The organism is Pseudomonas guariconensis (genome assembly GCF_015680235.1).
GTDB lineage: Bacteria > Pseudomonadota > Gammaproteobacteria > Pseudomonadales > Pseudomonadaceae > Aquipseudomonas > Aquipseudomonas guariconensis_A.
Genome location: NZ_JADLJL010000002.1, coordinates 73,332 through 95,237 on the forward strand (window position 1 = coordinate 73,332; position 21,906 = coordinate 95,237).

Sequence of the window (21,906 nt, forward strand, 5' to 3'; positions counted from 1 at the left end):
GAACAGCATGAAATTCAGTGAACAGTGGCTGCGCGGTTGGGTCAACCCGCAAGTCTCCCGTGACGAACTGGTTGCCCGCCTGTCCATGGCCGGCCTCGAAGTCGACAGCGTAACCCCCGCTGCCGGCCAATTCAGCGGCATCGTGGTGGGCGAGATCCTCACCACCGAACAACACCCGGACGCCGACAAGCTGCGCGTGTGCCAGGTGAGCAACGGCCAGGAAACCTTCCAGGTCGTCTGCGGCGCCCCCAACGCACGCCCCGGCATCAAGATCCCGTTCGCCATGATCGGCGCCGAACTGCCAGGCGACTTCAAGATCAAGAAGGCCAAGCTGCGCGGCGTCGAGTCCTTCGGCATGCTGTGCTCGGCGGCCGAGCTGCAGATCAGCGAAGAGAACGACGGCTTGCTGGAACTGGCGGCTGACGCCCCGGTCGGCGAAGACATTCGCGTGTACCTGAACCTGGACGACGCCAGCATCGAGATCGGCCTGACCCCGAACCGCGGCGACTGCCTGTCCATCGCAGGCCTTGCCCGTGACGTCGGCGCCCTGTACGACGTTCCGGTCACCCGTCCCGAAGTGCCTGCGGTCGCCCTGGCCCACGACGAAGTACGCCCGGTCGAAGTCTCCGCTCCGGCTGCCTGCCCGCGCTACTTGGGCCGTGTGATCCGCAACGTCGACCTGAGCAAGCCGACCCCGCTGTGGATGGTCGAACGCCTGCGCCGTAGCGACGTGCGCAGCATCGACGCCGCCGTCGACATCACCAACTACGTGATGCTCGAGCTCGGCCAGCCGATGCACGCCTTCGACCTCGCCGAAATCAACGGCGGCATCCGCGTGCGCATGGCCGAGGAGGGCGAGAAGCTCGTCCTGCTGGACGGCCAGGAAGTCGCCCTGCGTGCCGACACCCTGGTCATCGCCGACCACACCCGCGCCTTGGCCATCGCCGGCGTCATGGGTGGCGAGCACAGCGGCGTGAACACCGAGAAGACCCGCGACCTGTTCCTGGAAAGCGCCTTCTTCGAGCCGATTTCCGTTGCCGGCAAGGCCCGTTCCTACGGCCTGCACACCGATGCCTCGCACCGCTACGAGCGTGGCGTCGACTCGCAGTTGGCCCGTGAAGCCATGGAGCGTGCCACCGCGCTGGTACTGGAGATCGTCGGCGGCGAAGCCGGCCCCATCGTCGAGGCCGTGAGCGAACAGCACCTGCCGAAGGTCGCGCCGGTCACCCTGCGCGCCGAACGCATCAACCAGATGCTCGGCATGGATATGGACGCCGCCCAGGTCGAGCAACTGCTCAACGCCCTGGAGCTGAAAACCAGCGCTAGTGGGGGGGCTGATGGTGCGGCGCAGTGGACCGTCGAAGTCCCCAGCCACCGCTTCGACATCAGCCTCGAAGTCGACCTGATCGAAGAGCTGGCCCGCCTGTATGGCTATAACAACCTGCCGGTACGCTACCCGCAGGCCCGCCTGGCCCCCCAGGCCCGCCCGGAAGCCCGTGGCGAGCTGCCGACCCTGCGTCGCCTGCTGGTCGCCCGCGGCTACCAGGAAGCCATCACCTACAGCTTCATCGACCCGAAACTGTTCGAGCTGTTCACCCCTGGCGTCGAGCCGCTGCTGCTGGCCAACCCCATCTCCAGCGACATGGCCGCCATGCGCGCGTCCCTGTGGCCGGGCCTGGTCAAGGCGCTGCAGCACAACCTCAACCGCCAGCAAGACCGTGTACGCCTGTTCGAAAGCGGCCTGCGCTTCGTCGGCCAGTTGGGCGACCTCAAGCAGCAGCCGATGATCGCCGGCGTCGCCACCGGCAGCCGCCTGCCGGAAGGCTGGGCCAACGGCCGTGACAGCATCGACTTCTTCGATGTGAAGGCCGACGTCGAAGCCCTGCTGGGCTACTCCGGCGCCCTGGGTGACTTCACCTTCGTCGCTGGCAACCACCCAGCCCTGCACCCCGGCCAGACCGCCCGTATCGAGCGCGACGGCAAGGAAGTCGGCTACCTCGGCGCCATCCACCCAGAGTTGGCCAAGACTCTGGGCCTGGAGCGCCCGGTATTCGTCTTCGAACTGGTGCTGGGCGATGTGGTCGAAGGCCGCCTGCCGAAATTCAGCGAACTGTCCAAGTTCCCTGAAGTGAGGCGTGACCTGGCTTTGATCGCAGGACGTGATGTAGCTTCTAGCTCCGTGCTTGAAGTAATTCGTGACAATGCGGGCGAATGGCTCACAGACCTCAGGCTGTTTGACGTCTACCAGGGTAAAGGTATTGATCCTGATAGAAAAAGCCTGGCTGTCGGCTTGACCTGGCAGCATCCATCGCGCACTCTTAACGACGATGAGGTGAACACTACCCTGCAAAACATCCTCACCTCGCTCGAACAAAGGTTGAACACCACGTTAAGGAAATAGCGTATGGGTGCTCTGACGAAAGCTGAGATGGCCGAAAGGCTGTACGAGGAGCTGGGGCTCAACAAGCGAGAGGCCAAGGAGCTGGTCGAGCTGTTTTTCGAAGAAATTCGGCATGCACTTGAAGAGAACGAGCAGGTCAAGTTGTCCGGTTTCGGTAACTTTGACCTTCGCGACAAACGCCAGCGGCCGGGCCGCAACCCCAAAACGGGGGAAGAAATCCCGATCACTGCTCGCCGCGTCGTCACCTTTCGTCCAGGGCAGAAACTGAAAGCCCGGGTTGAGGCCTATGCTGGAACCAAGCCATAACGATGAGCTGCCCCCCATTCCGGGCAAGCGCTACTTCACCATCGGTGAGGTCAGTGAGCTCTGTGCGGTAAAACCGCACGTGCTGCGTTATTGGGAACAGGAATTCCCGCAGCTCAACCCGGTCAAGCGCCGCGGCAACCGGCGGTATTATCAGCGCCAAGACGTGCTGATGATCCGCCAGATCCGCGCGCTGCTATATGACCAAGGCTTCACCATCGGCGGGGCGCGCTTGCGCCTCTCCAGTGATGAGGCCAAGGATGACACCACCCAGTACAAGCAGCTGATTCGGCAGATGATTGCGGAATTGGAAGATGTGTTGGTGGTGTTGAAGAAGTGACCTAAAGCCTGATGAGTGGATTTTTTTGAAAAAAAGCTTCCATTATTCAAAAGGTTAGGGTAGATTCTTCACCGTTCTCAGCAACATCGAGAATGATGTCGGGGCGTAGCGCAGCCCGGTAGCGCACTTGCATGGGGTGCAAGGGGTCGAGTGTTCGAATCACTCCGTCCCGACCAATAATCCCAAGGACTTAGGCCATTTCCGCAAGGGGTGGCCTTTTTCCTTTGCGTGACTTTTGCGTGACTTCTCAGGTTTCTACGCCTGCCTCCTCTTCAAAATGGTCAGCACCGGCCCACGCGAGTCCGTCGCTGAAACTTTGTTTGCCGCCTCTATCAACTGTCCCAGCTCCGCGCCAGAATAGTGGCTGGTCACGCTGCCGTTCTTGTGGCCAAGAAGCGACTTCCGATCTTCCTCTGTTACACCGGCTGCTTTCAGGCGCCTGCCGAAAGTGTGCTTCAAGTCGTGGACCCTGATAGAAGCGAACCCAGGGTGTGCCGGTCGCAAGTGTTGCTCCTGCCAGAGCTTTGCCGCGCGCACCCTCGCTTTCTTCCAGGCCGAGTCGTTCATCCTGTGCATCCCGGTGCCGTTGTAGGGAAATACCCATTCCCGGCTAATCCCTCGCTGCCCGTCGATGATCGACTTTGCCACGCTATTCAGCACCACCAGACGCTCATCTCGGTTCTTCACGCCTGAGTTCTCGTGCCGGCCGCCGAAATCGGCAGGTATCAGGAACACACTGGTGCCCAGTTCGGGTACTGAGATCTCCCAGTCCCACCTCAGTTTGCAGACCTCCTGCTCCCGGCAGCCCGTGTTCACCTTGAACAGGGCCATACGCTGCAGGTGGTCCGGCAATTCACCGAAGAGAATCGATTGCTCATCCCATGACATGGGGTAGGGCTTTCGACTGGACCTCTTCTCCTCCAGCTTGGTCAGCAGCGGAACGCTGTCGAGCCACGGCCTGCGCTCTTCATCCCGCCACTTCCGGCAAGCCAGCGACAGAACGCGAATAACCCGCTCGATCGCGATGTTCACCGTCCGGTTGCTGACCGCCTTCCTAACTTTCCCATTCGGCAAATCTTCGTCCGTCTGCCGGTCCCGAATGAACGGGGCCAGTGCCTGGTCGTCGATGTGCGTCAGCGGCAGGTCGCCCAGGTATGGATCAAGTTGCTGGAGGCACAGGGCAGTCAGCTTGATTGACGGCTGATCCTTGTGCTCGAGGAGGTATCTGGTGGCCGCCTCCCGGAACGTCCGAACCTGCCGAACACCATATACTTTGCGTTGGCGGATCTGCTCGAGCCGGTGGATCAGGTACTTTTCCGCTTCCGCCCGGTCACAAGTTCCAGTGCTTTCGTAAAGTCTCTCGCCGTTGATCCTCTTGTCGATGTGCCAGATGCCGTTCCTTTGGGAAAGGCCTGTGATTGTCTTTCGCGCCATCCCTTATCTCCTGATGGGCGCTCGCTGCCGGGTGATTGTCGTCCCTGAGCGCCTTCTTTCGCAATTGCCATGGCCTGGATGTAGTCGTTCACCCAGGCGTCCAGTTCTTCCCGATCAAAGCCTATGCCGCGCTCCCCGATGGGGAACTCGCTCACATGCGGCCTCACGGTCTTGTTGAATTCCGATCGGCACATGCCGAGGTAGTGGGGTGCATCGCCGGCTCGGATGATGCGCGGCTGAATGCGTGCGGACGGTGCCGCGCTGGCGTTTGCCATGTGGTTCTCCTGCGGCCGATCAGGCCAAGAAGTGGTGCCCGACCTGCGCCGCCCGGGCGGCTTGCTCGGTGCGGAACATGATTTCTTTGGTGCCAGGCCAGCCTTCCGCCTCGAACTCCACCGATACCCACCAGTAGCCAAACTTGCGGTACGGCTCGCCGAGGATCTTCGTGACGTAGCAGTCGATCAGGTTCATGGATGGTCGCCTCCCTCGATGATGGAGTGCTCGACAGTGCGCGACTGTGGATCGGCATCACCCAGGAACACCATGTTCAAGGCCGTGTCCTGCAGGTTGCCGACCTCGTCGGTTCCTTCTTCGTCCTCGGATAGCACGGGCAGGGCCTGGTGGCGGATCATGTCGATGCTCAGGCCCTCGGGTATTTCGAACCGGGTGGTGATGGTGGTTTTTACGGTGATCACTGGCATGGATGACTCCTTGGTCAGTCCCAGTCGTGGCTGACGCCTGGCTTGATTGGTGGTGTGCACTGGAGGGAGCCAAGCTCCAGCAGGGTGAAGTGGCCATCCATCCAGCCGGCGGTGTCGATGTGGTAAACATTGCCGAGCACGGCCGGCTGCCGGAGCGGGGTGTGCCCACATACAAGGGCGCGCAAGCCTTCGACGCCCTCCTTGTCACCGTCCTGAATTCTGCTGCGCGACCACATGCAGGTGTTCTGCACAAGCTTCAACCGCTTGTTGCTCTCGGGTGATTCCAGTTCGTAGCGCAACCTATCCCACGACGAGAACGGGCAGTCGGCGTGCACAATGCCAACCAGGCCTTCGGGCGTTTCCACCTCAATGGCGATCGGGATCTCGCGGAACTGGGTCGCGAACTCGCGTTGCTCATCCCAGGCTAGGCCGGCGAACCAGCTGCCGCCGTTGTAGACCCAGTTCTCTGTGTCGCAGGTGTCGAACCGGCAGACGTAGTCGTCGTGGTTACCGCGCACCGGGTGGAACCATTGCTTGGCCAGCCAGTTGAGCGCGTCGCGGCACTCGGGCCCGCGGTCGACAAGGTCACCAACACTGAACAGCCGGTCAACTGCCGGGTCGAATCCGGCAGAATCCAGGGCGGCCTGCAGGCGGGTGAAGTGCCCGTGAATGTCGCCGACCGCGAAATCGCGGCCAGCCGTGTTTGCGGCGAAGCGCTTTATGCGTAACACCTCGATGTTTTCGAGCATGCAGAATCCTCGCCCGCGCATGTCGGCGGGCTTGAGTAGTTGGGGGAGGGGTTAGGCTGGAATCAGCCGCAGCGGACGCGCGGCGAGTGGAGCGTCTGCGGGCGAGCTGGGCGGACAGCCTCGAAGTAGAGGATCTACATGTCGTCCCAGGCTTCCTTCATGGTGGAGCCCTGGCCGGTGCAGCCCATTCGCCGGCACCACCAGGAGCCGTTCCAGTAGGTCATGCGCGCTTTCATGGTCGCGGCCCCCTGTAGATCAGGTAGGCCATGTAGGCGAGGGGAAGGATCACGGTCATGGCATCAGCTCCTTCGGCACGTGGACGGTATCACCAAGCTTGTGGTTGACGAGGCCACGGCAGAACGCGACCAGTGCGGTTGGGCCGTAACACCAGACTCCGGCACCGGCAGGGCCGCCTGCGTAGCAGACGTCGTCCGGTAGCCCGTGGACGTGCTGCGATGTTCCAGAGTGTTTGTCGATCAGCAGGCCGCCCTGGCTCCAGTCCTTCGAAGGCTGATAGAGGTTCGTCCAGCAGCCACCTTCGGGCGTGTCGTAGATGCAGATGACGCCATGCTCACCAATAGCGACTTCCGCAGCATCAGTTGCGATGGCCACAGCCCAGTCCAGCGCAGCGCCTATCAGTCTGGCCGTCTTTACTTCGATCAGGTCGGTCATCGCTGCACCGCCTTCGGCTCAATCCTGGCAAGGCGATCGCGCAGAGAGTTGATTTCATCCTGATATTCATCGGCGAGCTTGGCCAGGTCATCGAAGTTGACCCAGTTGCCATGCTTGTCTGGCACGCGGATGACGCTTCCTTTCTCGTCCTCTCCGCCACGCCAGAAGTTGAACCTGGGGAGCTGGTGCGCCTTATCCCAAAGGTCATAGCCTTCGCGTGTTTTGATGTTCCTCACAGCTCATACCTCTCATCAATCCAGCGCCCAGGCGCCAGAGCCGGTGTAGGGGTGGTGGGCAATTGCTCGTTTTTCCACATGGAAGTAGGCGCATAAGCCCGTGATTTCGGGCTTTCTATGGTGGTGGGCGAACTCAGCTGGCTGTCAGGGATGCAGCTGATGCCTACCCCATTGAGCAGGTAGCAGGTGACGCCGCGCTGGCTGTCGTGCTGCACGTCGATGACGTTCTCGGTTGCGCTGGCGCCGGTGGCCAGCAGCAGGAGGCAGAGGGCGAGGCGGGTCATGATTGCACCTCGGCGTTGTAGCGCTTGTAGCCCTCGCCGAACTCCCAGCAGTAAGTCGCCGGCCATGCACCACGGGTACCCTGCGGCACGATGTTGTACATGCAGTCGTAGGTCCCGTGGCCCGGGGTTGTCTTGATCCAGACATGCTCAGGGCCACCCAGACACCAGCCAGGGTGATCTGCAACGGCAGCCTTCATGAACTCTTCCAGGTTGTGGTGACCCTTGCTCATGCAGATGTAGGTGTCTTCGCCGACGCTACGCACATCAAGCGGATAGGTTTTGGATGGCATCGTTCTGCACCCTTTCGAAGTAGAAGACGACCTCGGCCCCGGTCTCGGCGATCAAGCCGTAGGCCTTGGCCAGGCGGTAGATGGGGTGGTACTGGTTGAGGCTGTTGACGTGTCCTGCCAGCCAGCGGCGCCAGTCCTCAAGCTGCATGCGGTGCTTGCTCAGGTTGCAGGGCACGCAGGCGGGCATCATGTTGGCCAGGTTGTGGTTGGCTGGCCGGAGGGCCGGGACCGTCTTCGCCGCTTCGCCAGTGTTGCGGACGACTGGCTCGAAATGGTCGGCGTGCCAGCGCTCGCCCAAGGCGTTGCCGCAGTAGGCGCAGCGGCCGCCGTATTTCAGGCGGATCTGCTCACGCTCAGCTTTCTTCAGGCGCACGGGTGCTCCTTGGCCGCCATATCGCGGCAGTGAGTTGTACAAGTGGTTGGGTTCGGTACAAGAAAATCGGCCGGTGGTCCGATTCAGTTCTCAAGCTGCGATACCGAGATTGCGTCTCGCCTCGCTTTGGCTATGGTGAGAGTTCACCCGTGGCATACAACTAAAATCGTAGGAGGCCGACATGAGGATTCGCGGTGAAGTTTTCTGGGAGTGGGCTGATCCAACGCTTCACCACCGAACTCATGACGAAGAACTCGAGGATGGAACGGTCATTGATGTTCAGGTGCGATTGTCGCGGACGGGTACGACGCAGATGTTCATCGGCGTGTATTCGCCAAACGGGTTGGCGATCCACGAAGAAGCTTTCGATTCCCGACCTGGCGAGTCAATGACCAGGGCGCTGGCCTGGGGAGTGGGGCGGGCTCGCCGGATCGCCACCGATACCCAGCCGAAATTCGATAAAGTCGCCTGCTCGAAATAGAGGGGACAGGGGCTACAGCTGAGTGGAGTACTTTTGTACTCCAGTGGTCAGGAGGGCTTGCGATCCAGGGCGGCGCGGGCTTGCCAGTCATTCCATCTGGTTTGCATAGTCCTGCATTCATACTCATCATGACGGACTGGGTGGCGCTTAAGTTCTGAATCAATTGGGCGTCCGGTCGTGAGGATTACATGCCTTTCAAAATCCGCCCGCTCGTCGATCTCAACCGGCGCGCTCGGCTCTGCGCTGGCGGATAGGGACTTGATCTTGTCTGCCAATTGCAGATAGCTGGTTCCTGCCGCATCGCCTCGGCCAGATTCATATTCAACTGCCGGTAGGGCCTCACGCAGCAGCGCATCCCGCTCGGCCAGCTGAGTGCGCAAATTTTCTATCTCCGCCTCTTGCTCCCGCAAACCCCGCCACTTGAGGTCATTGTTTTTGACAATCTCCAACTCGTCGCGCAGCCTCTCAACCTCGGCAGGATCGGCGTGGGCATAGACCTTCATATCGTCAATTATGTGAGGGTCGCCGATTGGGGTAAAAACGATGCGCTCGTTGTAGTCTCGTACCAGTGTGCCGATGGCATCGCCCTGGTGCAGCTCGGCTGGAACGCTACCAGTCATCGGACCCAAGCCAACAATCGGCAGCCCAGTATCCGCCGCATCCCTCTCTGCCTCTTCTCTGGTCCACCAGAAGGCAGTACCAACCATCCAGGCTATTGGCTCGGGGTGGTGCTGCGGTTCTGCGTGCGTTTCGCGGTAGCCCGCCAGGAACAGCAGGTAGTCGCTGTGGGTGCGCTGGTCTTCGAAGCCGGAGCTGTCCTTGCGCAGCTCTTCCTCGCCCAGGCCGAGCGGGTTGAGCCTGATGAACACATCGCGTGGGTCGGTGTTGCTGGATCGGTTTTCTGTGGGCATGGGATACCTCAATCGAGACGTTCAAGTTGTTGTTGGATGCGCCGGCCGATCCAGCGGACGACGAAGACGGCCTTGCTGTTGCCGATCGCTTTGTAGCGCGGGCCGTCTGCCGCCGCTTGCAAGCACTGCTCAAAGGTCATTCGCCCGCCACGCATCAGGTACCGGGCATAATCGGCCTCAAGCTTCTCGGGTCGGATGGCACGGCCATAAGGGATAAGGGTGTGATCATCAGGAAAACCCTGAAGGCGCTCGCACTCCCGAGGTGTGAGCCGCCGTACAAAGCTTCCTTCCCGGACCATTGGCTGGCCGCGCCCGGTACCGTCTTCGCTGGCGTCGAAGCCCTCGGCCTTCAGCGTGTGGGTGATCTCGCCTGTGATGCATACCGCGACCTGGCCACCGGCGTTGGGGTGGCTGGCGCCGTGACCCATGGCACGAAGCGTCGGGGCAAGGTCGCCGGCATCGGCGCCATGGTCCTTGCAACTGAAGGCGAGCAGGGCGTTCTCCTGGCCGTTGTTCCGACCCAGCGTGTGGGCCATGCCATGCAGCACGTCAGGGTCCTGCGTACCGTGAACCACCAGCATGCCGCTCTCGGCGTCCTGTTGGGTGGCACTGCCTGCTGCCTTACCGTTTGCCTGGAGGGTCCCAGCTATTAGTTGTCCCGCGGCAGCTTCATCTGCTCCGAATCGCCATCCGCCACCAGGCGAAGTGCCTCCGAGAGTTCCGATGGTAGTGTTCGCCCCCTCACCTCGGCGCGGCGGAGTATCCCGGCGCAGGCCCTCTCGCTCAAAAAGTACTTCGAGGGGATCGAACCCTGTTCGAGCACTTGCGACAACGAACACACGGCGGCGTCGTTGGGCCAGGCCGAAATATTGGGCATCCAGAATCCGCCATGCGGCTGTTCGCGTGGGTCCATACACACAACCAGCGTCCTTCCATTTGCCCCCTGGCGGCTGGAGTTCTTCGGATTCGCCCACCAGGGCGCCGAGGAAGCAGCCAAACGCGTTGCCTTTGTCGGAGAGGACGCCGGGGACGTTTTCCCAGAGGCAGACGGCCTCGGGCTGACCGTGCATGGTTCGAACATGGTCAATTGCATCGAACAACTCCACGTATTTGATGGTGAGAGCGCCGCGGGGATCGGCGAGGCCTTCTCGCATCCCGGCCACGCTGAAGGCCTGGCAGGGCGTGCCTCCGACCAGCACCTCAGGCGCCGGGATCTTGCCGGACAGCACCATGGCAGCCAGGCGGGTCATGTCGCCGTGGTTCGGCGTCTCGGGGTAGTGGTAGGCCAGCACGGCGCATGGGAACGGCTCGATCTCAGCGTACCAGTCGGCACGCCAGCCCAGCGGGTGCCAGGCCACGGTCGCAGCTTCAATGCCGCTGCAGACGCTTCCGTAGGTGATGGGCATAGGATCTCCGGTCAGGCGCGGGCGATGATGTCGGCCTCGGCCAGCTCGCAGAAGAAGGAGCAGGCGGGCAACTTCTCGTTGCGGCGCACTGGGCCATCGCCAAGGTCGCGAAGTGAGAAGCGCACGTTGGTGGTGCGATTGCGGAAGAGGTATGAGCCTTCACCCAAGTCATCCTGAATAGCGCACAGCGCCTCGTACTGCTCTGGGAAGTCCTGACGGATCGCCCGGAAGTAACCTTCGCCGCCCTTCACGCAGCCGATGCAATTGGCGTTGTCGTAGCCCATGCGGTACATGAGTGGAAGCTCAATGCCGGCACGCAGAACCATCGCCTTGCAATCCTCTTTGCCCAATCTTTGTCGATCAATGGGGCAATGACTGGGCGATCAGGGTTTCGGTCTCGGAAGTCCTCAAGCCGGTCAGCCTCTTCGGCTGTGTAACCAAGGACCATCACATCGCCGGCCTGGTTAAAGGTGCTCAGCAAATTTCTCTTGAGCAGCCTGCTGCAAGGCGCGCCGTTCGGGCCGCGCATGAAGCGCTTGCGCCGAAATACCTCATGAGCGTCGGCGCCGTACTTCTCGTCTCGCAGCACGGTGATGGACTGACCGAACCAGGCTTCGCAGTCCTGGGCGAACCGGCGGTTGTCCTCATGCTCGTTGGCCAGGAATGCGTTGATGATCTGCACGTTGTGCGTGCTGCCGTACTCAGCCAGGGCCAGCTTGGTGGCCACCGCCGAAGCGGCGCCGCAACTGAACTGACAGACGATTCGATTGGACATGGTGGGTCCTCGCCGGGGTGGCGTGATTCGTTTATGTGGGGTATTTAGTCGACAAGCGGCATGGGGCCGCATCGGAGCAAACGTGAACACGAAGGAACTGAAGAAGTTTTTACGGATACCAGACAAGCATGAGTTCAGGTCCGGCGACGGTGTCATGGAAATCACCGCCGGCGTCGAAACCTGGAACTACTACGAGATAGATGAGAATGGGAAGACTGTCGCTCACTACCTGATCGTTGAAACCTATGATCATGAGGGTGGTGGAAGTTTGACCTGGAAGAAAACCAAAAAAGGGTGAGCCCCAGTTCTCACGCTGTTGGCTTGGTGTCGTGAAACACATCTATCTGCGAGACGCCGTGCGAGCAGGCGCCTCCCTCGCCGGGTCGGCGTTATCGTTGAATAGGGGAAGGCGCTGGCGGGCAGCGCGGGTCAGGCGGCTGGGCGTTCGATTTCGTCGCAGGCGTCTTGGTCTGGATCTGATACGATGCTGCGCACGCTGGCGTCATAGAAGGCCTGCACCACATCTTCGCTAAGTAAGATTTCGTGGCGCATCATCAGGAATTTGGCCAGTTCGTCATCGGCCATGGCGTCCATCTTGAGGATCGCCATCTGCAGCACTTCGTTGATCGGCATGTCATCGGCGCGCTGGCAGATACGCTCCATCGCCTGATGGATGCCGGGCCTAACCCGATGCCTCAGCGCCTTCTCGTCGAACTTGAGCCGCTTCTTCTCGGCGTTGTCATTACGCTGCTGCTGCGTCAGAGCCATCATCTTCTCCATTACGCACAAAGCGGGTGCCCGGCCCTATGTCGAGCAGGTCGCACACCCGGTTGATGATCTTGAGCGCGGCGTCGAACACCATGGCGTCGTCCGGCTCGCGGGCCAGGCGTTTCATGTTCGGCTGGTGCTCGAGGCAGACTTTGTCGACCAGGCGCCGGGCCAGCCTGCGCAGGTGGTCGGCGCTGTCGTGCACCCGCAGGCTCAGCGCAAAGGCCAGGGCCACATCATCAGGCCGGTACTGGCCGCCGCTGCGGGTGATGTACAGCTTCTTCACCGGACGATTCATCCAGGCCGGCAGGGTTACCACTCCAGAAGGTGCTTTCTGCATGTCTTCGCTCCGATAGGCCGCTTGGCGGCAGGTGGAACTGTTCTTGCCGCCTGCGCTGGCGGACCAGGCTGTTGATCCGCCTCATGGGTGGCACACCTCAATGGGCGCTTTCTTCGTAGAGCCAGAGGGCATGACAACGAGGAGACGATTGTTACCTCGGTATACGCCCCAAGGCTGGCCAGTGGATCTGGCCATGGCCGCCGCATACTTCACGGCTGGCACAGGCTGAGACATGGTGGCGATCATGCCTACCCCCGATTCCGCTGTAGCGGGAAATCAATGCCAAAATCATCTAGGATCCGGACGAGCCGACAGTTGCCAATACCCAGCTCAGCCGTGGTCCGGCACCTGGACTTGCCAGAATCACGCAGGGCAATGATCTTGTCGGCCAGTTCGCGATCCTCCTGGCTCGGTTCGGCATTTACCTTCGCCGGTCTGGCTGACTTGGGCGGGTTGAAGAATCTGAATCCTCCCCGCGCCGCTACGCCCCATAGAGCGGTCTTGGTTTCGCCCAGCAGCTTTGCGACCTCGCTGCAGGTCATGGTCTTGGCGAGCTCTTCGATCTGAGCTGTGCGGGCCTTGGCGCGGTTTTTGCGCTCGCCGCCGCGCTCCTGATTGATTGGCTTGGCCCGCTTTGGCTTTGGTTCGGGGTGCTTGCGCTGCCGAAAAGGCACGTATTCGAAGCCCTCAAGCACTACGAGCTGGCCGCCAGACGCGAAGAAGGCAGCCTTCGCTGCCTCCAGGTCGATTGATTGGTTCACCCTTCACTCCTTTGCGCCTCAGTCAGGGCGGCATTGAGGTCTGCGGTTTGGCTTTCTGCCGGCTTGATGGAGAAGAAATCTCCCACTGCGGCCTGCCCGTTCTTGATGCTGTTGAACACGCCGCGCAGAGAGGCGATTTCCTCGGGCAGGATCTCGTCCAGGCTCTTGTTGAGATAGGCACGCAGGTGCTTCTCGGTCACGCCTTGCTGGGCGAATGCGTCGACCAGGGCGCGGACACGGTCAGTAAGTGGCAGGCTGGTGTCGCCGGCCAGTGTCTTGCGGCACTGGAAAACGGCAGCTTCGACCAGATCCGGCGGCAGGATGGCCAGCAGTCGTGCACGTAGGCGGCGACCGCCCATGTTCGCGGTGATCTCGTAGATGTCACGCTCTTCGGTCAGGGCTTGTCCACCGCCGCGCTTGTCACGGATGTGGCGAACGGTGAATTTCTGCGACGAGTAAGTGTTCGTTTCCAGGTCCCAGGCATAGGCCTCCATCTCACTGTTGCCTTGCTGGCGACTCAGCTCGCGGATGCCGTACTCAATGTTGCCCCAGCACCGGGCCAGCTCTTCGGCCAAGCGGATTGATGGGCCGGAAACGGTCTGGCCACCGCGCGGGTAGGCGTACTCGCCGGACGCCGCCAAGCTAGGCCGGCTGCACGAGTTCATGATCTTGCTGTAGGCAAGGGCCTCGTCGCGTGGGAATCTTTTGGCCAGCAGCAGCTTGCCCTGGGCTTCGGTCACGGCCCGGCTCTGTTCGATGTTCACAGTGCCGTGGTTCACGTGCTCCGCCATGCCGCGCGGGGCGAATGGGTTGATATCGGTCATAGCTTGTCCTTCGCCCAGTAGGGCAGCGTGAGGGTTTCGATGGCCGGCCACTCGTTGTGCCGAAGGCAGTCGGCGTAGACTTCGATGTTGCGGTGATACTCGGTTCGGCCAGCAGCCTTGGCCTCGAAGTCCATGGTGAATAGGCGAACTGGGTATTTGCCGCATTCAATGCTGGTGCTCACGACCAGGAACACGAACGCGGCCGGCGCCTCGCCAAAGTGCGCTGCGTAGCCGTCGCTGTAGTAGCTGTCCTGAACGTGATAGCGGTAGTCGTAGAACGACCTGGCGAACTTGCTCATATCGGCCGTGGTCTTCAGGTCCAGGATCCAGCCAAGGCGTTCGATGGTCTTGTCTGGCCGGCAGCGGCACAGCACTCCTTCGCGCTCGTCATTCCAGTAGATGCTTGCCTCGGCGTCACCCTGCGTTTCGAGCAAGAATCGGGCGTGGGGGTGGGCCATTACGCTTTCGCGGATCAGGCCAATCTTCCTGCCGTCCTCTGCCGACAGAACGGTCTGACCGGTGAGCGTGGATTCGAACTCTTCCCACTTTTCCTTGCCGGCCTTGGTATTGCGCGGCGCATCCGCAGGGCCGACTGCGTACTCGGCGGTGTAGCGCTCTGGCTCCAGCAGCAGGGCGTGCACTGCATCGCCAAAGTCAAGCGACTTCTTCTTCTCCGGATCTTCCGGCGCCGCTTTGCTCCACTGGAACAAGGCCGGGGCTTTGGCGATCAGGTCGAGCTGCGACTTGGAAACGCCGTCGCCGCCGTGGTACGCCTCGTTGCTGAGGTCGCGGTAGTATCCGGGTTGCATATGTGAACCTCGCGCCAGGCCGGCGCCGTCATTTGAAAGGGAATCGCCAGGTCACCCAGGCACGGAGGTACGCTCCAGGCCCTGGCTGCGGTGGATGTTTGCGCGCTCTCGCCGCTTACGCTCCCGAAGGGTACGGTTATCCCCGATGGGGGCCGCCGTGCTCGGCTACGTGATTCAGGAAGTGATGCTGCCGGCCAGCGCGCTGGCGAGCATGAAGACGGAGCATGCGAGGAGCATGGAGAAGGAGCCGCGCAGTATGTAGAGGCGCTTGGCTCTCTGGTAGCCGGTCATGGCTTGACGCCCAGCAGCTTCAAGAGATTGAAGACTCCGCGACCAGGCCTGCCGCCGCCACGGGGAATGTACTTGCCGGTGCCTGGCCAGAAGTCAGCGACCTTGCCTTCGTGCGAAACGATCAGGTGTGCGCCCATGTTCTTGGTTTCGAACTGGACGCCACGCTCGGCGAGGATCTCGGCGCTGCCTTGGCGGTTCTTGGCCCGACGCTCAGCGCTTTCAGCCTGCCAGCCGATTTCGGTGGTGCGCTCGATATCCCTCATGTCCGCACCTCATAAGCCAGGGTGCACATCCCGCAGAGGTAAGCCCGGCCAGACCACGCCGCCGGGTTCTCGATGTGAGCCAGGCGCGCCTGGTTCATGGCGTCCTCCATAGTCAGACCTTTGAACACCATCAGGATGTGGTCATCTGGCACGGCCTGGGCGACCTCTGCCACCTGCTCGTCAACGATCGACATGAAGATCGGCGTAGTCATGCAGCCTCCTTGCGCCGTTCGGCAATCCGCCGGATGCGCTCGCAGTAGTGTTTGAACTCGTTGGAGTCGATGGCCAATAGGGAGAAGTAGGCGACCACCAGGGTTTCGGCTTTGGCGTCCTCGACCGGGCCAGAGCCCGGCAGAAGCATCGTTTCGATTGCTGCCTCAATGGCGCTGACTGCCAAGCTGTGAGGGCTCATTCCGCCTCCTCGGCCTGGGCCAGCACTCCCTCTTTGGCGAAGGGGGTAAGCAACTGACGGGCGATTTCTTCCAGCACGGACTCAGGGTTGGCCACGCTCAGGATCTCGTCAGCTGCCGCTGCTGCGTCACTGGTGACCTTGCAGCGCGCCGCCAGGACCAAGCGGCCCAGCACTGAGTCGCTGATGCCATTCAGTCCCAGCTGGCCCATGACAAACTCATCCACCGCCTGGGCAAAGCGCTCGTAGGTGACACCTTGCTTCGGGCGCATCCGGCGCTGAAACACTACGTCCCGGCGCGCCATCAATTCGGCGATGCCGTCGTCTATCCAGCGTGCCTCCGCCTGCTCAGCCGTGCTTTCGCTCACCGCCGGCGGCAACTGGTTGTCGTACTCAAACTGTGCTGCTCGAAGTGCGCCCATGGTCGCCTCCAGGTGGTGGGTTACTCGGTGGGTGGGGAAGGGAGGGGCTGCCAGTGAGTTGGCCTGTGCATCGTTCCTGCGTCACCAGGCACGCGCTCATCGTCGTCTTCATCGACATAGCCGTAGAAAACGTCGTCGTGATAGGTCGATGGCGCTACGTAGCGGGCGCCGCCATGGTTGTTGTAGATAAAGCCCGTGCAGATAACCTGCTGGCCCTCGTCAGGCAGCCTGTCGCTGCACTTGATCCAGCCGCTCATGGCTTCGCCCGGGCGGCGAGCATGGCGTCCGCGATCTCGTAAGAGTCCTTTGCGAGGTCATCCCAGCTGACGTACTGAGATTGTCTTGAGCGTGATGCCTGCATGGCCTTGGCCGCGAAGTAGTCGCGCAGGTTCATGCCTGGGTAGGCGCTGAAGGTTTGCGGCTTGATTTCTTCGCCATTGAAACCCTTGATCGGCGTGATTCCGCTGTTGTTGATCTGGGTGGGAAATGCGGGTCCGCCTGTGTCTTTGCTCATCTTGTGAACCTCGGTAGCCAACCGCATTGGCCAGGAGCCAGGCGCGGGTGACCAAACCCACCGTGAAAGGTGGCCTGGCGCCTGCCAATGCGGTCGATGTGAAGGGAAGGGGATGCGGGATGCATCGGTCAGAACCATCGGCAGTCCCTCCTGCTGCTCAGGCGGGAACAAACCCTAAGGCCGCTTATTCAGGGCGGAGTCGGGCACCGGCACGCTCGTCCGGGGCGCTACCAGCAAGGCAGTTGCTGGGATGGTTCTGACCGATACACCCAGCGATGGGGAGCAGGGCATCGGGCAGTTAACGTCAGGCTGACGTAGCGCTGGTTGTCTCTTCTTCGTCTGTCGCGCACTTCTTGCCACAGAGCGGGCAGTAGTTCGCGACCACCGACACCGTCTTGTTCACGCGCTTCATGCCGCCGGTTCTCTTCGGCGCCATGTAGTGGCCGGTGACTTCTACGCAGAAGCGCCGACTAGCTTTCCCTGTCTCGATGTTCAGTGAAAGGTTGTAGCCCTCTGCGCGCATGTAGAAAGGCCCGGATCCTGGCGCCTCCTCAGCAAGCTGGTCCGAAACCAGCTTCACGGCATCGCTGATGCAGGTGCAGCTCATCGTCTTGCCCTCCAGGGCGGTTGATTTCAGGTTGCGGCGAGCCTGTCAGCCCTATCCAGCAGGGCGATACAGACACGCTCATCGAATCTGTCAGTAGTGCGGTATCGTTCGACCGCTTGCCGGATGACGCCGGCTTTGGCGGTCGCCCAGGCCTTGTGCGCTTCGTGCGGGCAATCAAAGCTGCCGATGAAAAGGCGCTTGCCATGACCGTCGTGTGCACGAGCTATGTAGCGCTTCCGGAACAGGTAGACGCCTGTCGGCAAAGCGCCTGAACTGGCGGCGCAGTCGTTAAGCAGTGTGTTGATCCAAATCGGCACGAAGACACAGGTTTCAGGCGAGTAGCGTTTCTCCTGAGGCCTGAGAATGTCCTTGTCCAGGTGATTGCCTTCCCAAGGCTTGTCCTGCATCCAGCGCTTGAACACGCTGAATCTCAGCCACTCCGAATCAACAGAGCAGCCTGCGTATCGATCCGCTTCGTTCTTGCCGGGAGCGAAACACCTCCTGATTACGCCCTTCCATCGGTTGTAGAAGGGGCAACCATTTGTGGTTTGCTCGTCGTTGATGCCCACGCCGTAGATGATGCCTTTTCGCATGGTCGCTCCTCTTGTCACCAAAACCACCTAGTGCAAGTGGCTTTGGTGAGCACCCGGTCGCCCAGGTGCTTCAGTGAATCGGTTGGACCGGCCTCGCTACTGGCGACAGGCCGGGGTATTGCGTCAGCGATGTCATAGCCATTTTCCCGCCGCTGATTGCAGGTCAGGCTTAGTCGTCGGTGTGGGCTTCGAGCTTCCTCCTCATGGCGGCAATCAGTGCCTATTCGCCATGGATCGCAGGTCCTTACAACATGCACGCTGCAGCTCTGTTTGCCCGGGTGATTAGGGCAGGGTGCATGAGGTCCGGCGCCCCTCAATGCCGAAGCTCGGGGCGCTAATTCAAATAGGTATCTCTCCCTTCTGCCGCGGGGATTCGCGGGGCGCACTGCTTGCCGGGTCGTTCGCGCGGTTCGAGCGTTTCGCTCTCGATCAGCCGTGCAGGGTGCTCCTGCCGTGGGCGGGCTATCTGACCCGTCTGATCGCCGGTCGCCGGTAGAGGCAATGCGGTCTGTTGGTATTTCTGTGTTGCGCTGGCTTGTTAAAGAGCGGTGAGGCTTGAGGGCCTCCCGAGGGGCTGTGTAGCACCTCGATGGAGTGAAATTTAGCCGCAAGCTAAAATTGCGTCAATAGCTCAAAGCTAAATTATTTTCGCTGGGCGAGAAACCCCACCTAACCCAACCTTCCCGGCAGGGTGTCTTTACGCTTCGCTTAGCACTGAGCTATGATTCTGACTGAGCTGTACGGATATACAGTATTGGAGGTAGGAAAATGGCGGCAGTACTTGAGGATCGGCAGAGCGGAGCACGAGAGGAACTTACTAGCCTGGAGCGCCTTGGGCTGCGGGTATCAGCAATGATCAATTCGCCGCTGGCGCAGCTTGGGAGGAGGGTGCTGATCCATCGCCTGGATACGGACAGTGATCAGGATTGGGATGCGATAATGGAGCTGCTATCCGAAACGGACGGCCTGGACATGACCTTCTGCGATGACGGATCGGTGATTCTGCAATGGGAGAAGCCGGACGATGGCGACCAGGCGGTCGAACGGGATAAGGACGTTGAAGGCGAGCAGCCTGCAGAGGACGAAGCGCCATTCTGATGGTCACAAAAAGCCCGCACTAGGCGGGCCCAATTTGACGTATGGGCAGGTTTCAGCCTGCGGTTGACGCCTTCGGGATTTCAGCATCAGGCACTTTGAGACCATCCTTGAAGAACATCACTTCATCACCAACATACCGGGCCTGGGCAGTATAGTGAAGACCGTACTTCAGCGCTTCTGAGCCGCTGTACATCTCGCAGATCTCGGGGGCGCTGTCATACGACACAACCCATTGCCTGTTGAATCCTGGTGACTGGAGCAACTGGGCAATCTGCAGATGGTCGTCATGCTTGTAGAAGTTTCGGTACAGATCGCGCCCCTTCACGTAGTATGGGGGGTCTAGGTAGATCAATGAGCGATCAGGAAGTAGCTCTGATACCCGACTGAGAAGGCTGTAAGCATCCTCCCGATGGACCGTGATGTTGTGCGCATGCTGGGCTATACGATTAAGTCTAGCTGCGATCATGTCTTTACTGAATCGAGCGTCTAGCTTATAGGTCCCAGTTTGGGCCTTGCCTCCGATGACACCTCCCTTGAGGATGCCTGAACGATTGGTCCGGTTAATAAATAGAGTGGCGAACCCCCTCTCGGTGGGCGACAAACTTGAGTCTTGGTCCAGCATCACCTGGCGGAGGCGATGCCACTCATCCATCGTGATCGGGGTGTCGTGAAGGAGCCGCAGCATACCCTCCGGGTCTGCAGTCGCCGCTGACCAAAAAGCATGGACAGCCGGGTCCAGATCATTGATGTGAACGTGGCACGCATGCCCATCAAACAGAAGCTCTAGGGCTACGCCCGCGCCGCCTGCAAAGGGCTCTAGGTAATGACCGCCGTCCAAGCCGTTTGCGCGCATGACCTCAGCGATGAACGGCGCGAAACGCGCCTTGCCGCCGGGGTAGCGAAGCGGGCTATAAAGCTTGTTGGAGTACATAAAAATCTCATCGTTGGAGGCTGGCCAGCCTCAGTCTAGCGGCCGGCAGTATACTTGGTCAGCCCCTAAGGTGTAAGCCTGGCTGTAGCAATAGAGGCTGTCATCAGGGCAGATTCGAACGCTTCAACCTTATCGGGGTGCTCATTCAGCCACAGATCAACTAGCCCCCAGTCCTCAATGATTGTTAATCGATTTCTCATCCATTTTTTTGCTGACACGCGATCTTTGATATTGGTTTCGCCCTTGATTAGATGCCGGTCGATTTGATTCGAAGTAATTTTATTGTCTTTTAAAAACTGTCTTGCGGACGGGTAGTTTTCTCCGTCCGCCATTAGTTCAAGAGCGAATTCGTATAGAGTTCGCTCTGGGGAATACCCGTTCCCATTAGCGTCACACCCTCCTGGAAGCTTGACTACATTTTTTAGGCCTTTGGTGATGGCGGAATCGGCATCAACGACTATTAAAACTGTTTTAAAGTGAGGGTCAAATTTTTGCAGGCCTTGAAGATTCTGGCATCCTACGCTGATCGGAATCGCTTTGAGTGTTTTTTTAGTCGCTTTCTTGACCTTGATTTTCAGGCTTCTGGTTAGAAGTCGGCTTAAGAAAAAGTTAGCCTCAGCATCTTCTAAATAGATTTTCAGTGTATTGTCTGTTTTTACTGCTTCTTTTTTTATCTTTGGAGCTGTTAAGGTCATGTCGTTTTTGATTGCTTCTAGCGACATGTCTTTTTCGGTGCGTGGCGCAATTGAGTCTGTTAGATAGACTACCGAGTCCATTCTAAGGCCGTTGCCTTTTATTTCGTTGTTTTCTGGGTGCACCATCTCAATCATGTAAAGCGAATGAGTAGTGGCGACAACTTGCAGGCGCAGGTTTTTTGCGTGATTCTTGATTGAGTTAATAAGCGCTTCTTGTGCGTGCGGATGAAGTCCAGCGTCTAATTCATCGATTACAAGTAAGCCGCCAGGGTAATCAGGAAGATCGCGTTGAAGCTTCTTGAAAGATGCAAGAGCAGTAGCAATCGCGCTGAGGCTGTCTTGCCCTAGCGATATGCTTTTGGGGCTATGTTTATAGTCTGGATGTTTCGCAGACTTTTTTGTTCCGACAATGGATTGGGTGGTGATGTTTGGAATCTTCCCTTTCTCTCTCGGGCCAATACTGATAATGTCCTGGATGAATTTGTCTATGAACTCAGCGTCCGCAGGGTCGATAGAATTGTCCTTTGAGGTTTCAATTGACTCTGGGTCCGCCTCCCCAACAGGTATCATGCGGGTCATACCAAGATAAATCGTTGGGAGTGGTACCTTTGCTGCAACCCCCACGCTTAGTCCACTGACGGGATCTATATATGGAGAATCTTTCAGATTTCGAGGGACTACGCGAGCCTCTAATCTATATGTGTCCCCGTCGCGATTTTTTACTTCACGCTTAGTCTGCCCGCAACGTTTAGAAAATTCTAATCCATTGATGGTATAATCGAGATATGGGTTTGGAAGCTTTCTCTCTTTTTGATTGGTGAGAAATTCACTCTCATAATCTATGTGAATGATTTCATCTAACAACCCGGTGAAAGACTTGCCGGCGTATGTTGTGATGCTTTGGTCTGTTATCCCTGACCCATTAGCTATCAGAGCTAAAATTGTCGATTTACCTATGCCGTTATGTCCGGCTATCAGCGTAATTCTCTCTGCGAACTCGATCTCGATTTTTTTAAGTTTGCGGAACGGAGGAGTATTGATCCTAAGTTTTCTAAGCAGAATTTGGCTTTCAAACTCGGTCTTTTTTTGTTTTTTAAGGCTGGTATGACGTGTGGCCATAATCTTCCCTGTGACGACGCCCTGCGATGCTAATGGGTGTTGGTGTTGTTTGTGCTTTCTTGATTCTTATGTGTTTTCTTGTAATCAATTACTTTCCGTCAAATTC

General features: G+C 59.4%; 34 protein-coding genes and 1 tRNA gene. 7 read left to right on the forward strand and 28 right to left on the reverse strand.

The window, feature by feature from the left end; genetic code table 11:
* The first annotated feature begins 7 nt into the window (after window positions 1-7).
* The 4 genes from pheT (at window position 8) to IRZ56_RS02345 (ending at window position 3,220) form a co-directional block, all read left to right on the forward strand.
* The gene (gene pheT / locus IRZ56_RS02330; RefSeq protein WP_196143438.1) at window positions 8-2,401 is read left to right on the forward strand and encodes a phenylalanine--tRNA ligase subunit beta; all 2,394 of its coding nucleotides are present in this window, start codon (window positions 8-10) and stop codon (window positions 2,399-2,401) included.
* 3 nt (window positions 2,402-2,404) lie between these two features.
* Window positions 2,405-2,707: an integration host factor subunit alpha gene (gene ihfA / locus IRZ56_RS02335; RefSeq protein ID WP_003250679.1), complete on the forward strand. Its 303-nt coding sequence runs from the start codon at window positions 2,405-2,407 to the stop codon at window positions 2,705-2,707.
* Complete coding sequence (locus IRZ56_RS02340) at window positions 2,688-3,044, forward strand: MerR family transcriptional regulator (protein WP_043213594.1); 357 nt, start codon at window positions 2,688-2,690, stop codon at window positions 3,042-3,044. The genes ihfA and IRZ56_RS02340 overlap by 20 nt, the downstream gene beginning before the upstream one ends.
* Window positions 3,045-3,143: 99 nt before the next feature.
* A tRNA-Pro gene (locus IRZ56_RS02345) sits at window positions 3,144-3,220 on the forward strand.
* A 79-nt stretch (window positions 3,221-3,299) separates the two neighbouring features.
* On the opposite strand, the gene IRZ56_RS02350 is transcribed toward IRZ56_RS02345, so the two are convergent.
* The 9 genes from IRZ56_RS02350 to IRZ56_RS02390 all read right to left on the reverse strand — a co-directional run bounded on the left by IRZ56_RS02350 (window position 3,300) and on the right by IRZ56_RS02390 (window position 7,783).
* On the reverse strand, window positions 3,300-4,478 hold the full coding sequence (locus IRZ56_RS02350; RefSeq protein WP_196143439.1) for a tyrosine-type recombinase/integrase: 1,179 nt from the start codon (window positions 4,476-4,478) through the stop codon (window positions 3,300-3,302).
* A 294-nt stretch (window positions 4,479-4,772) separates the two neighbouring features.
* Complete coding sequence (locus IRZ56_RS02355) at window positions 4,773-4,949, reverse strand: hypothetical protein (protein ID WP_196143440.1); 177 nt, start codon at window positions 4,947-4,949, stop codon at window positions 4,773-4,775.
* Window positions 4,946-5,179, reverse strand: coding sequence for a hypothetical protein (locus IRZ56_RS02360; protein ID WP_196143441.1), 234 nt, complete (start codon window positions 5,177-5,179; stop codon window positions 4,946-4,948). Before IRZ56_RS02360 ends, IRZ56_RS02355 begins: the two co-directional genes overlap by 4 nt.
* A gap of 14 nt (window positions 5,180-5,193) precedes the next feature.
* Entirely contained in the window at window positions 5,194-5,928 is a 735-nt protein-coding gene (locus IRZ56_RS02365) for a metallophosphoesterase (protein ID WP_196143442.1), read from the reverse strand.
* A gap of 291 nt (window positions 5,929-6,219) precedes the next feature.
* A complete protein-coding gene (locus tag IRZ56_RS02370; protein WP_196143443.1) occupies window positions 6,220-6,600 on the reverse strand; it encodes a phage protein NinX family protein in 381 nt (126 codons plus the stop codon).
* On the reverse strand, window positions 6,597-6,836 hold the full coding sequence (locus IRZ56_RS02375) for a hypothetical protein (protein WP_196143444.1): 240 nt from the start codon (window positions 6,834-6,836) through the stop codon (window positions 6,597-6,599). Before IRZ56_RS02375 ends, IRZ56_RS02370 begins: the two co-directional genes overlap by 4 nt.
* On the reverse strand, window positions 6,833-7,120 hold the full coding sequence (locus tag IRZ56_RS02380; RefSeq protein WP_196143445.1) for a hypothetical protein: 288 nt from the start codon (window positions 7,118-7,120) through the stop codon (window positions 6,833-6,835). The genes IRZ56_RS02375 and IRZ56_RS02380 overlap by 4 nt, the downstream gene beginning before the upstream one ends.
* The gene (locus IRZ56_RS02385; RefSeq protein WP_196143446.1) at window positions 7,117-7,410 is read right to left on the reverse strand and encodes a hypothetical protein; all 294 of its coding nucleotides are present in this window, start codon (window positions 7,408-7,410) and stop codon (window positions 7,117-7,119) included. Before IRZ56_RS02385 ends, IRZ56_RS02380 begins: the two co-directional genes overlap by 4 nt.
* A complete protein-coding gene (locus IRZ56_RS02390; protein ID WP_196143447.1) occupies window positions 7,385-7,783 on the reverse strand; it encodes an HNH endonuclease in 399 nt (132 codons plus the stop codon). The genes IRZ56_RS02385 and IRZ56_RS02390 overlap by 26 nt, the downstream gene beginning before the upstream one ends.
* Window positions 7,784-7,964: 181 nt before the next feature.
* On the opposite strand from IRZ56_RS02390, the gene IRZ56_RS02395 reads away from it, so the two are divergent.
* Window positions 7,965-8,264 (forward strand): hypothetical protein, encoded by a 300-nt coding sequence (locus IRZ56_RS02395; protein WP_024086940.1) that lies wholly within the window; start codon window positions 7,965-7,967, stop codon window positions 8,262-8,264.
* A gap of 47 nt (window positions 8,265-8,311) precedes the next feature.
* Here the strand turns inward: IRZ56_RS02395 and IRZ56_RS02400 are convergent, their stop codons facing one another.
* Genes IRZ56_RS02400 through IRZ56_RS02410 form a run of 4 tightly spaced genes read right to left on the reverse strand, consistent with a single transcriptional unit; the run spans window position 8,312 to window position 11,356 of the window.
* Window positions 8,312-9,175 carry a hypothetical protein gene (locus IRZ56_RS02400; RefSeq protein WP_196143615.1) on the reverse strand — a complete coding sequence of 288 codons (864 nt, stop codon included), beginning with the start codon at window positions 9,173-9,175 and terminating at the stop codon, window positions 8,312-8,314.
* Between the two features lie 8 nt (window positions 9,176-9,183).
* Complete coding sequence (locus IRZ56_RS02405) at window positions 9,184-10,581, reverse strand: DNA cytosine methyltransferase (RefSeq protein WP_196143448.1); 1,398 nt, start codon at window positions 10,579-10,581, stop codon at window positions 9,184-9,186.
* A gap of 11 nt (window positions 10,582-10,592) precedes the next feature.
* The gene (locus IRZ56_RS23085) at window positions 10,593-10,865 is read right to left on the reverse strand and encodes a hypothetical protein (RefSeq protein WP_230390316.1); all 273 of its coding nucleotides are present in this window, start codon (window positions 10,863-10,865) and stop codon (window positions 10,593-10,595) included.
* Window positions 10,829-11,356, reverse strand: coding sequence for a hypothetical protein (locus IRZ56_RS02410; protein WP_230390317.1), 528 nt, complete (start codon window positions 11,354-11,356; stop codon window positions 10,829-10,831). Before IRZ56_RS02410 ends, IRZ56_RS23085 begins: the two co-directional genes overlap by 37 nt.
* An 82-nt stretch (window positions 11,357-11,438) precedes the next feature.
* Between IRZ56_RS02410 and IRZ56_RS02415 the strand changes: the two genes are divergently transcribed.
* Window positions 11,439-11,654, forward strand: a complete 216-nt coding sequence (locus IRZ56_RS02415; protein WP_196143449.1) for a hypothetical protein — start codon at window positions 11,439-11,441, stop codon at window positions 11,652-11,654.
* A gap of 131 nt (window positions 11,655-11,785) precedes the next feature.
* Here the strand turns inward: IRZ56_RS02415 and IRZ56_RS02420 are convergent, their stop codons facing one another.
* The 13 genes from IRZ56_RS02420 to IRZ56_RS02480 form a co-directional block, all read right to left on the reverse strand.
* Entirely contained in the window at window positions 11,786-12,124 is a 339-nt protein-coding gene (locus IRZ56_RS02420; RefSeq protein ID WP_196143450.1) for a hypothetical protein, read from the reverse strand.
* Window positions 12,099-12,464, reverse strand: coding sequence for a hypothetical protein (locus tag IRZ56_RS02425; protein WP_196143451.1), 366 nt, complete (start codon window positions 12,462-12,464; stop codon window positions 12,099-12,101). Before IRZ56_RS02425 ends, IRZ56_RS02420 begins: the two co-directional genes overlap by 26 nt.
* 248 nt (window positions 12,465-12,712) lie before the next feature.
* Entirely contained in the window at window positions 12,713-13,225 is a 513-nt protein-coding gene (locus IRZ56_RS02430; protein ID WP_196143452.1) for a hypothetical protein, read from the reverse strand.
* Window positions 13,222-14,049: a hypothetical protein gene (locus IRZ56_RS02435; protein ID WP_196143453.1), complete on the reverse strand. Its 828-nt coding sequence runs from the start codon at window positions 14,047-14,049 to the stop codon at window positions 13,222-13,224. Before IRZ56_RS02435 ends, IRZ56_RS02430 begins: the two co-directional genes overlap by 4 nt.
* A complete protein-coding gene (locus IRZ56_RS02440) occupies window positions 14,046-14,858 on the reverse strand; it encodes a PD-(D/E)XK nuclease-like domain-containing protein (protein ID WP_196143454.1) in 813 nt (270 codons plus the stop codon). The genes IRZ56_RS02435 and IRZ56_RS02440 overlap by 4 nt, the downstream gene beginning before the upstream one ends.
* 287 nt (window positions 14,859-15,145) lie before the next feature.
* On the reverse strand, window positions 15,146-15,412 hold the full coding sequence (locus IRZ56_RS02445) for a hypothetical protein (protein WP_196143455.1): 267 nt from the start codon (window positions 15,410-15,412) through the stop codon (window positions 15,146-15,148).
* Window positions 15,409-15,624 (reverse strand): hypothetical protein, encoded by a 216-nt coding sequence (locus IRZ56_RS02450; RefSeq protein WP_196143456.1) that lies wholly within the window; start codon window positions 15,622-15,624, stop codon window positions 15,409-15,411. Before IRZ56_RS02450 ends, IRZ56_RS02445 begins: the two co-directional genes overlap by 4 nt.
* The gene (locus IRZ56_RS02455) at window positions 15,621-15,824 is read right to left on the reverse strand and encodes a hypothetical protein (RefSeq protein WP_060516552.1); all 204 of its coding nucleotides are present in this window, start codon (window positions 15,822-15,824) and stop codon (window positions 15,621-15,623) included. The genes IRZ56_RS02450 and IRZ56_RS02455 overlap by 4 nt, the downstream gene beginning before the upstream one ends.
* On the reverse strand, window positions 15,821-16,243 hold the full coding sequence (locus IRZ56_RS02460; protein ID WP_196143457.1) for a hypothetical protein: 423 nt from the start codon (window positions 16,241-16,243) through the stop codon (window positions 15,821-15,823). The genes IRZ56_RS02455 and IRZ56_RS02460 overlap by 4 nt, the downstream gene beginning before the upstream one ends.
* 20 nt (window positions 16,244-16,263) lie before the next feature.
* Entirely contained in the window at window positions 16,264-16,500 is a 237-nt protein-coding gene (locus IRZ56_RS02465) for a DUF551 domain-containing protein (protein ID WP_196143458.1), read from the reverse strand.
* Complete coding sequence (locus IRZ56_RS02470) at window positions 16,497-16,895, reverse strand: hypothetical protein (RefSeq protein ID WP_196143616.1); 399 nt, start codon at window positions 16,893-16,895, stop codon at window positions 16,497-16,499. Before IRZ56_RS02470 ends, IRZ56_RS02465 begins: the two co-directional genes overlap by 4 nt.
* A gap of 166 nt (window positions 16,896-17,061) precedes the next feature.
* The gene (locus tag IRZ56_RS02475) at window positions 17,062-17,364 is read right to left on the reverse strand and encodes a hypothetical protein (RefSeq protein ID WP_196143459.1); all 303 of its coding nucleotides are present in this window, start codon (window positions 17,362-17,364) and stop codon (window positions 17,062-17,064) included.
* Between the two features lie 26 nt (window positions 17,365-17,390).
* A complete protein-coding gene (locus IRZ56_RS02480) occupies window positions 17,391-17,957 on the reverse strand; it encodes a hypothetical protein (RefSeq protein WP_196143460.1) in 567 nt (188 codons plus the stop codon).
* 768 nt (window positions 17,958-18,725) lie between these two features.
* Between IRZ56_RS02480 and IRZ56_RS02485 the strand changes: the two genes are divergently transcribed.
* A complete protein-coding gene (locus IRZ56_RS02485) occupies window positions 18,726-19,055 on the forward strand; it encodes a DUF1654 domain-containing protein (RefSeq protein WP_196143461.1) in 330 nt (109 codons plus the stop codon).
* Window positions 19,056-19,107: 52 nt separating this feature from the next.
* Here IRZ56_RS02485 and IRZ56_RS02490 read toward each other — a convergent pair whose 3' ends face one another.
* Window positions 19,108-19,986 carry a DNA adenine methylase gene (locus IRZ56_RS02490; RefSeq protein ID WP_196143462.1) on the reverse strand — a complete coding sequence of 293 codons (879 nt, stop codon included), beginning with the start codon at window positions 19,984-19,986 and terminating at the stop codon, window positions 19,108-19,110.
* A 65-nt stretch (window positions 19,987-20,051) separates the two neighbouring features.
* On the reverse strand, window positions 20,052-21,800 hold the full coding sequence (locus tag IRZ56_RS02495; protein WP_196143463.1) for an ATP-binding protein: 1,749 nt from the start codon (window positions 21,798-21,800) through the stop codon (window positions 20,052-20,054).
* Window positions 21,801-21,906: the final 106 nt, after the last annotated feature.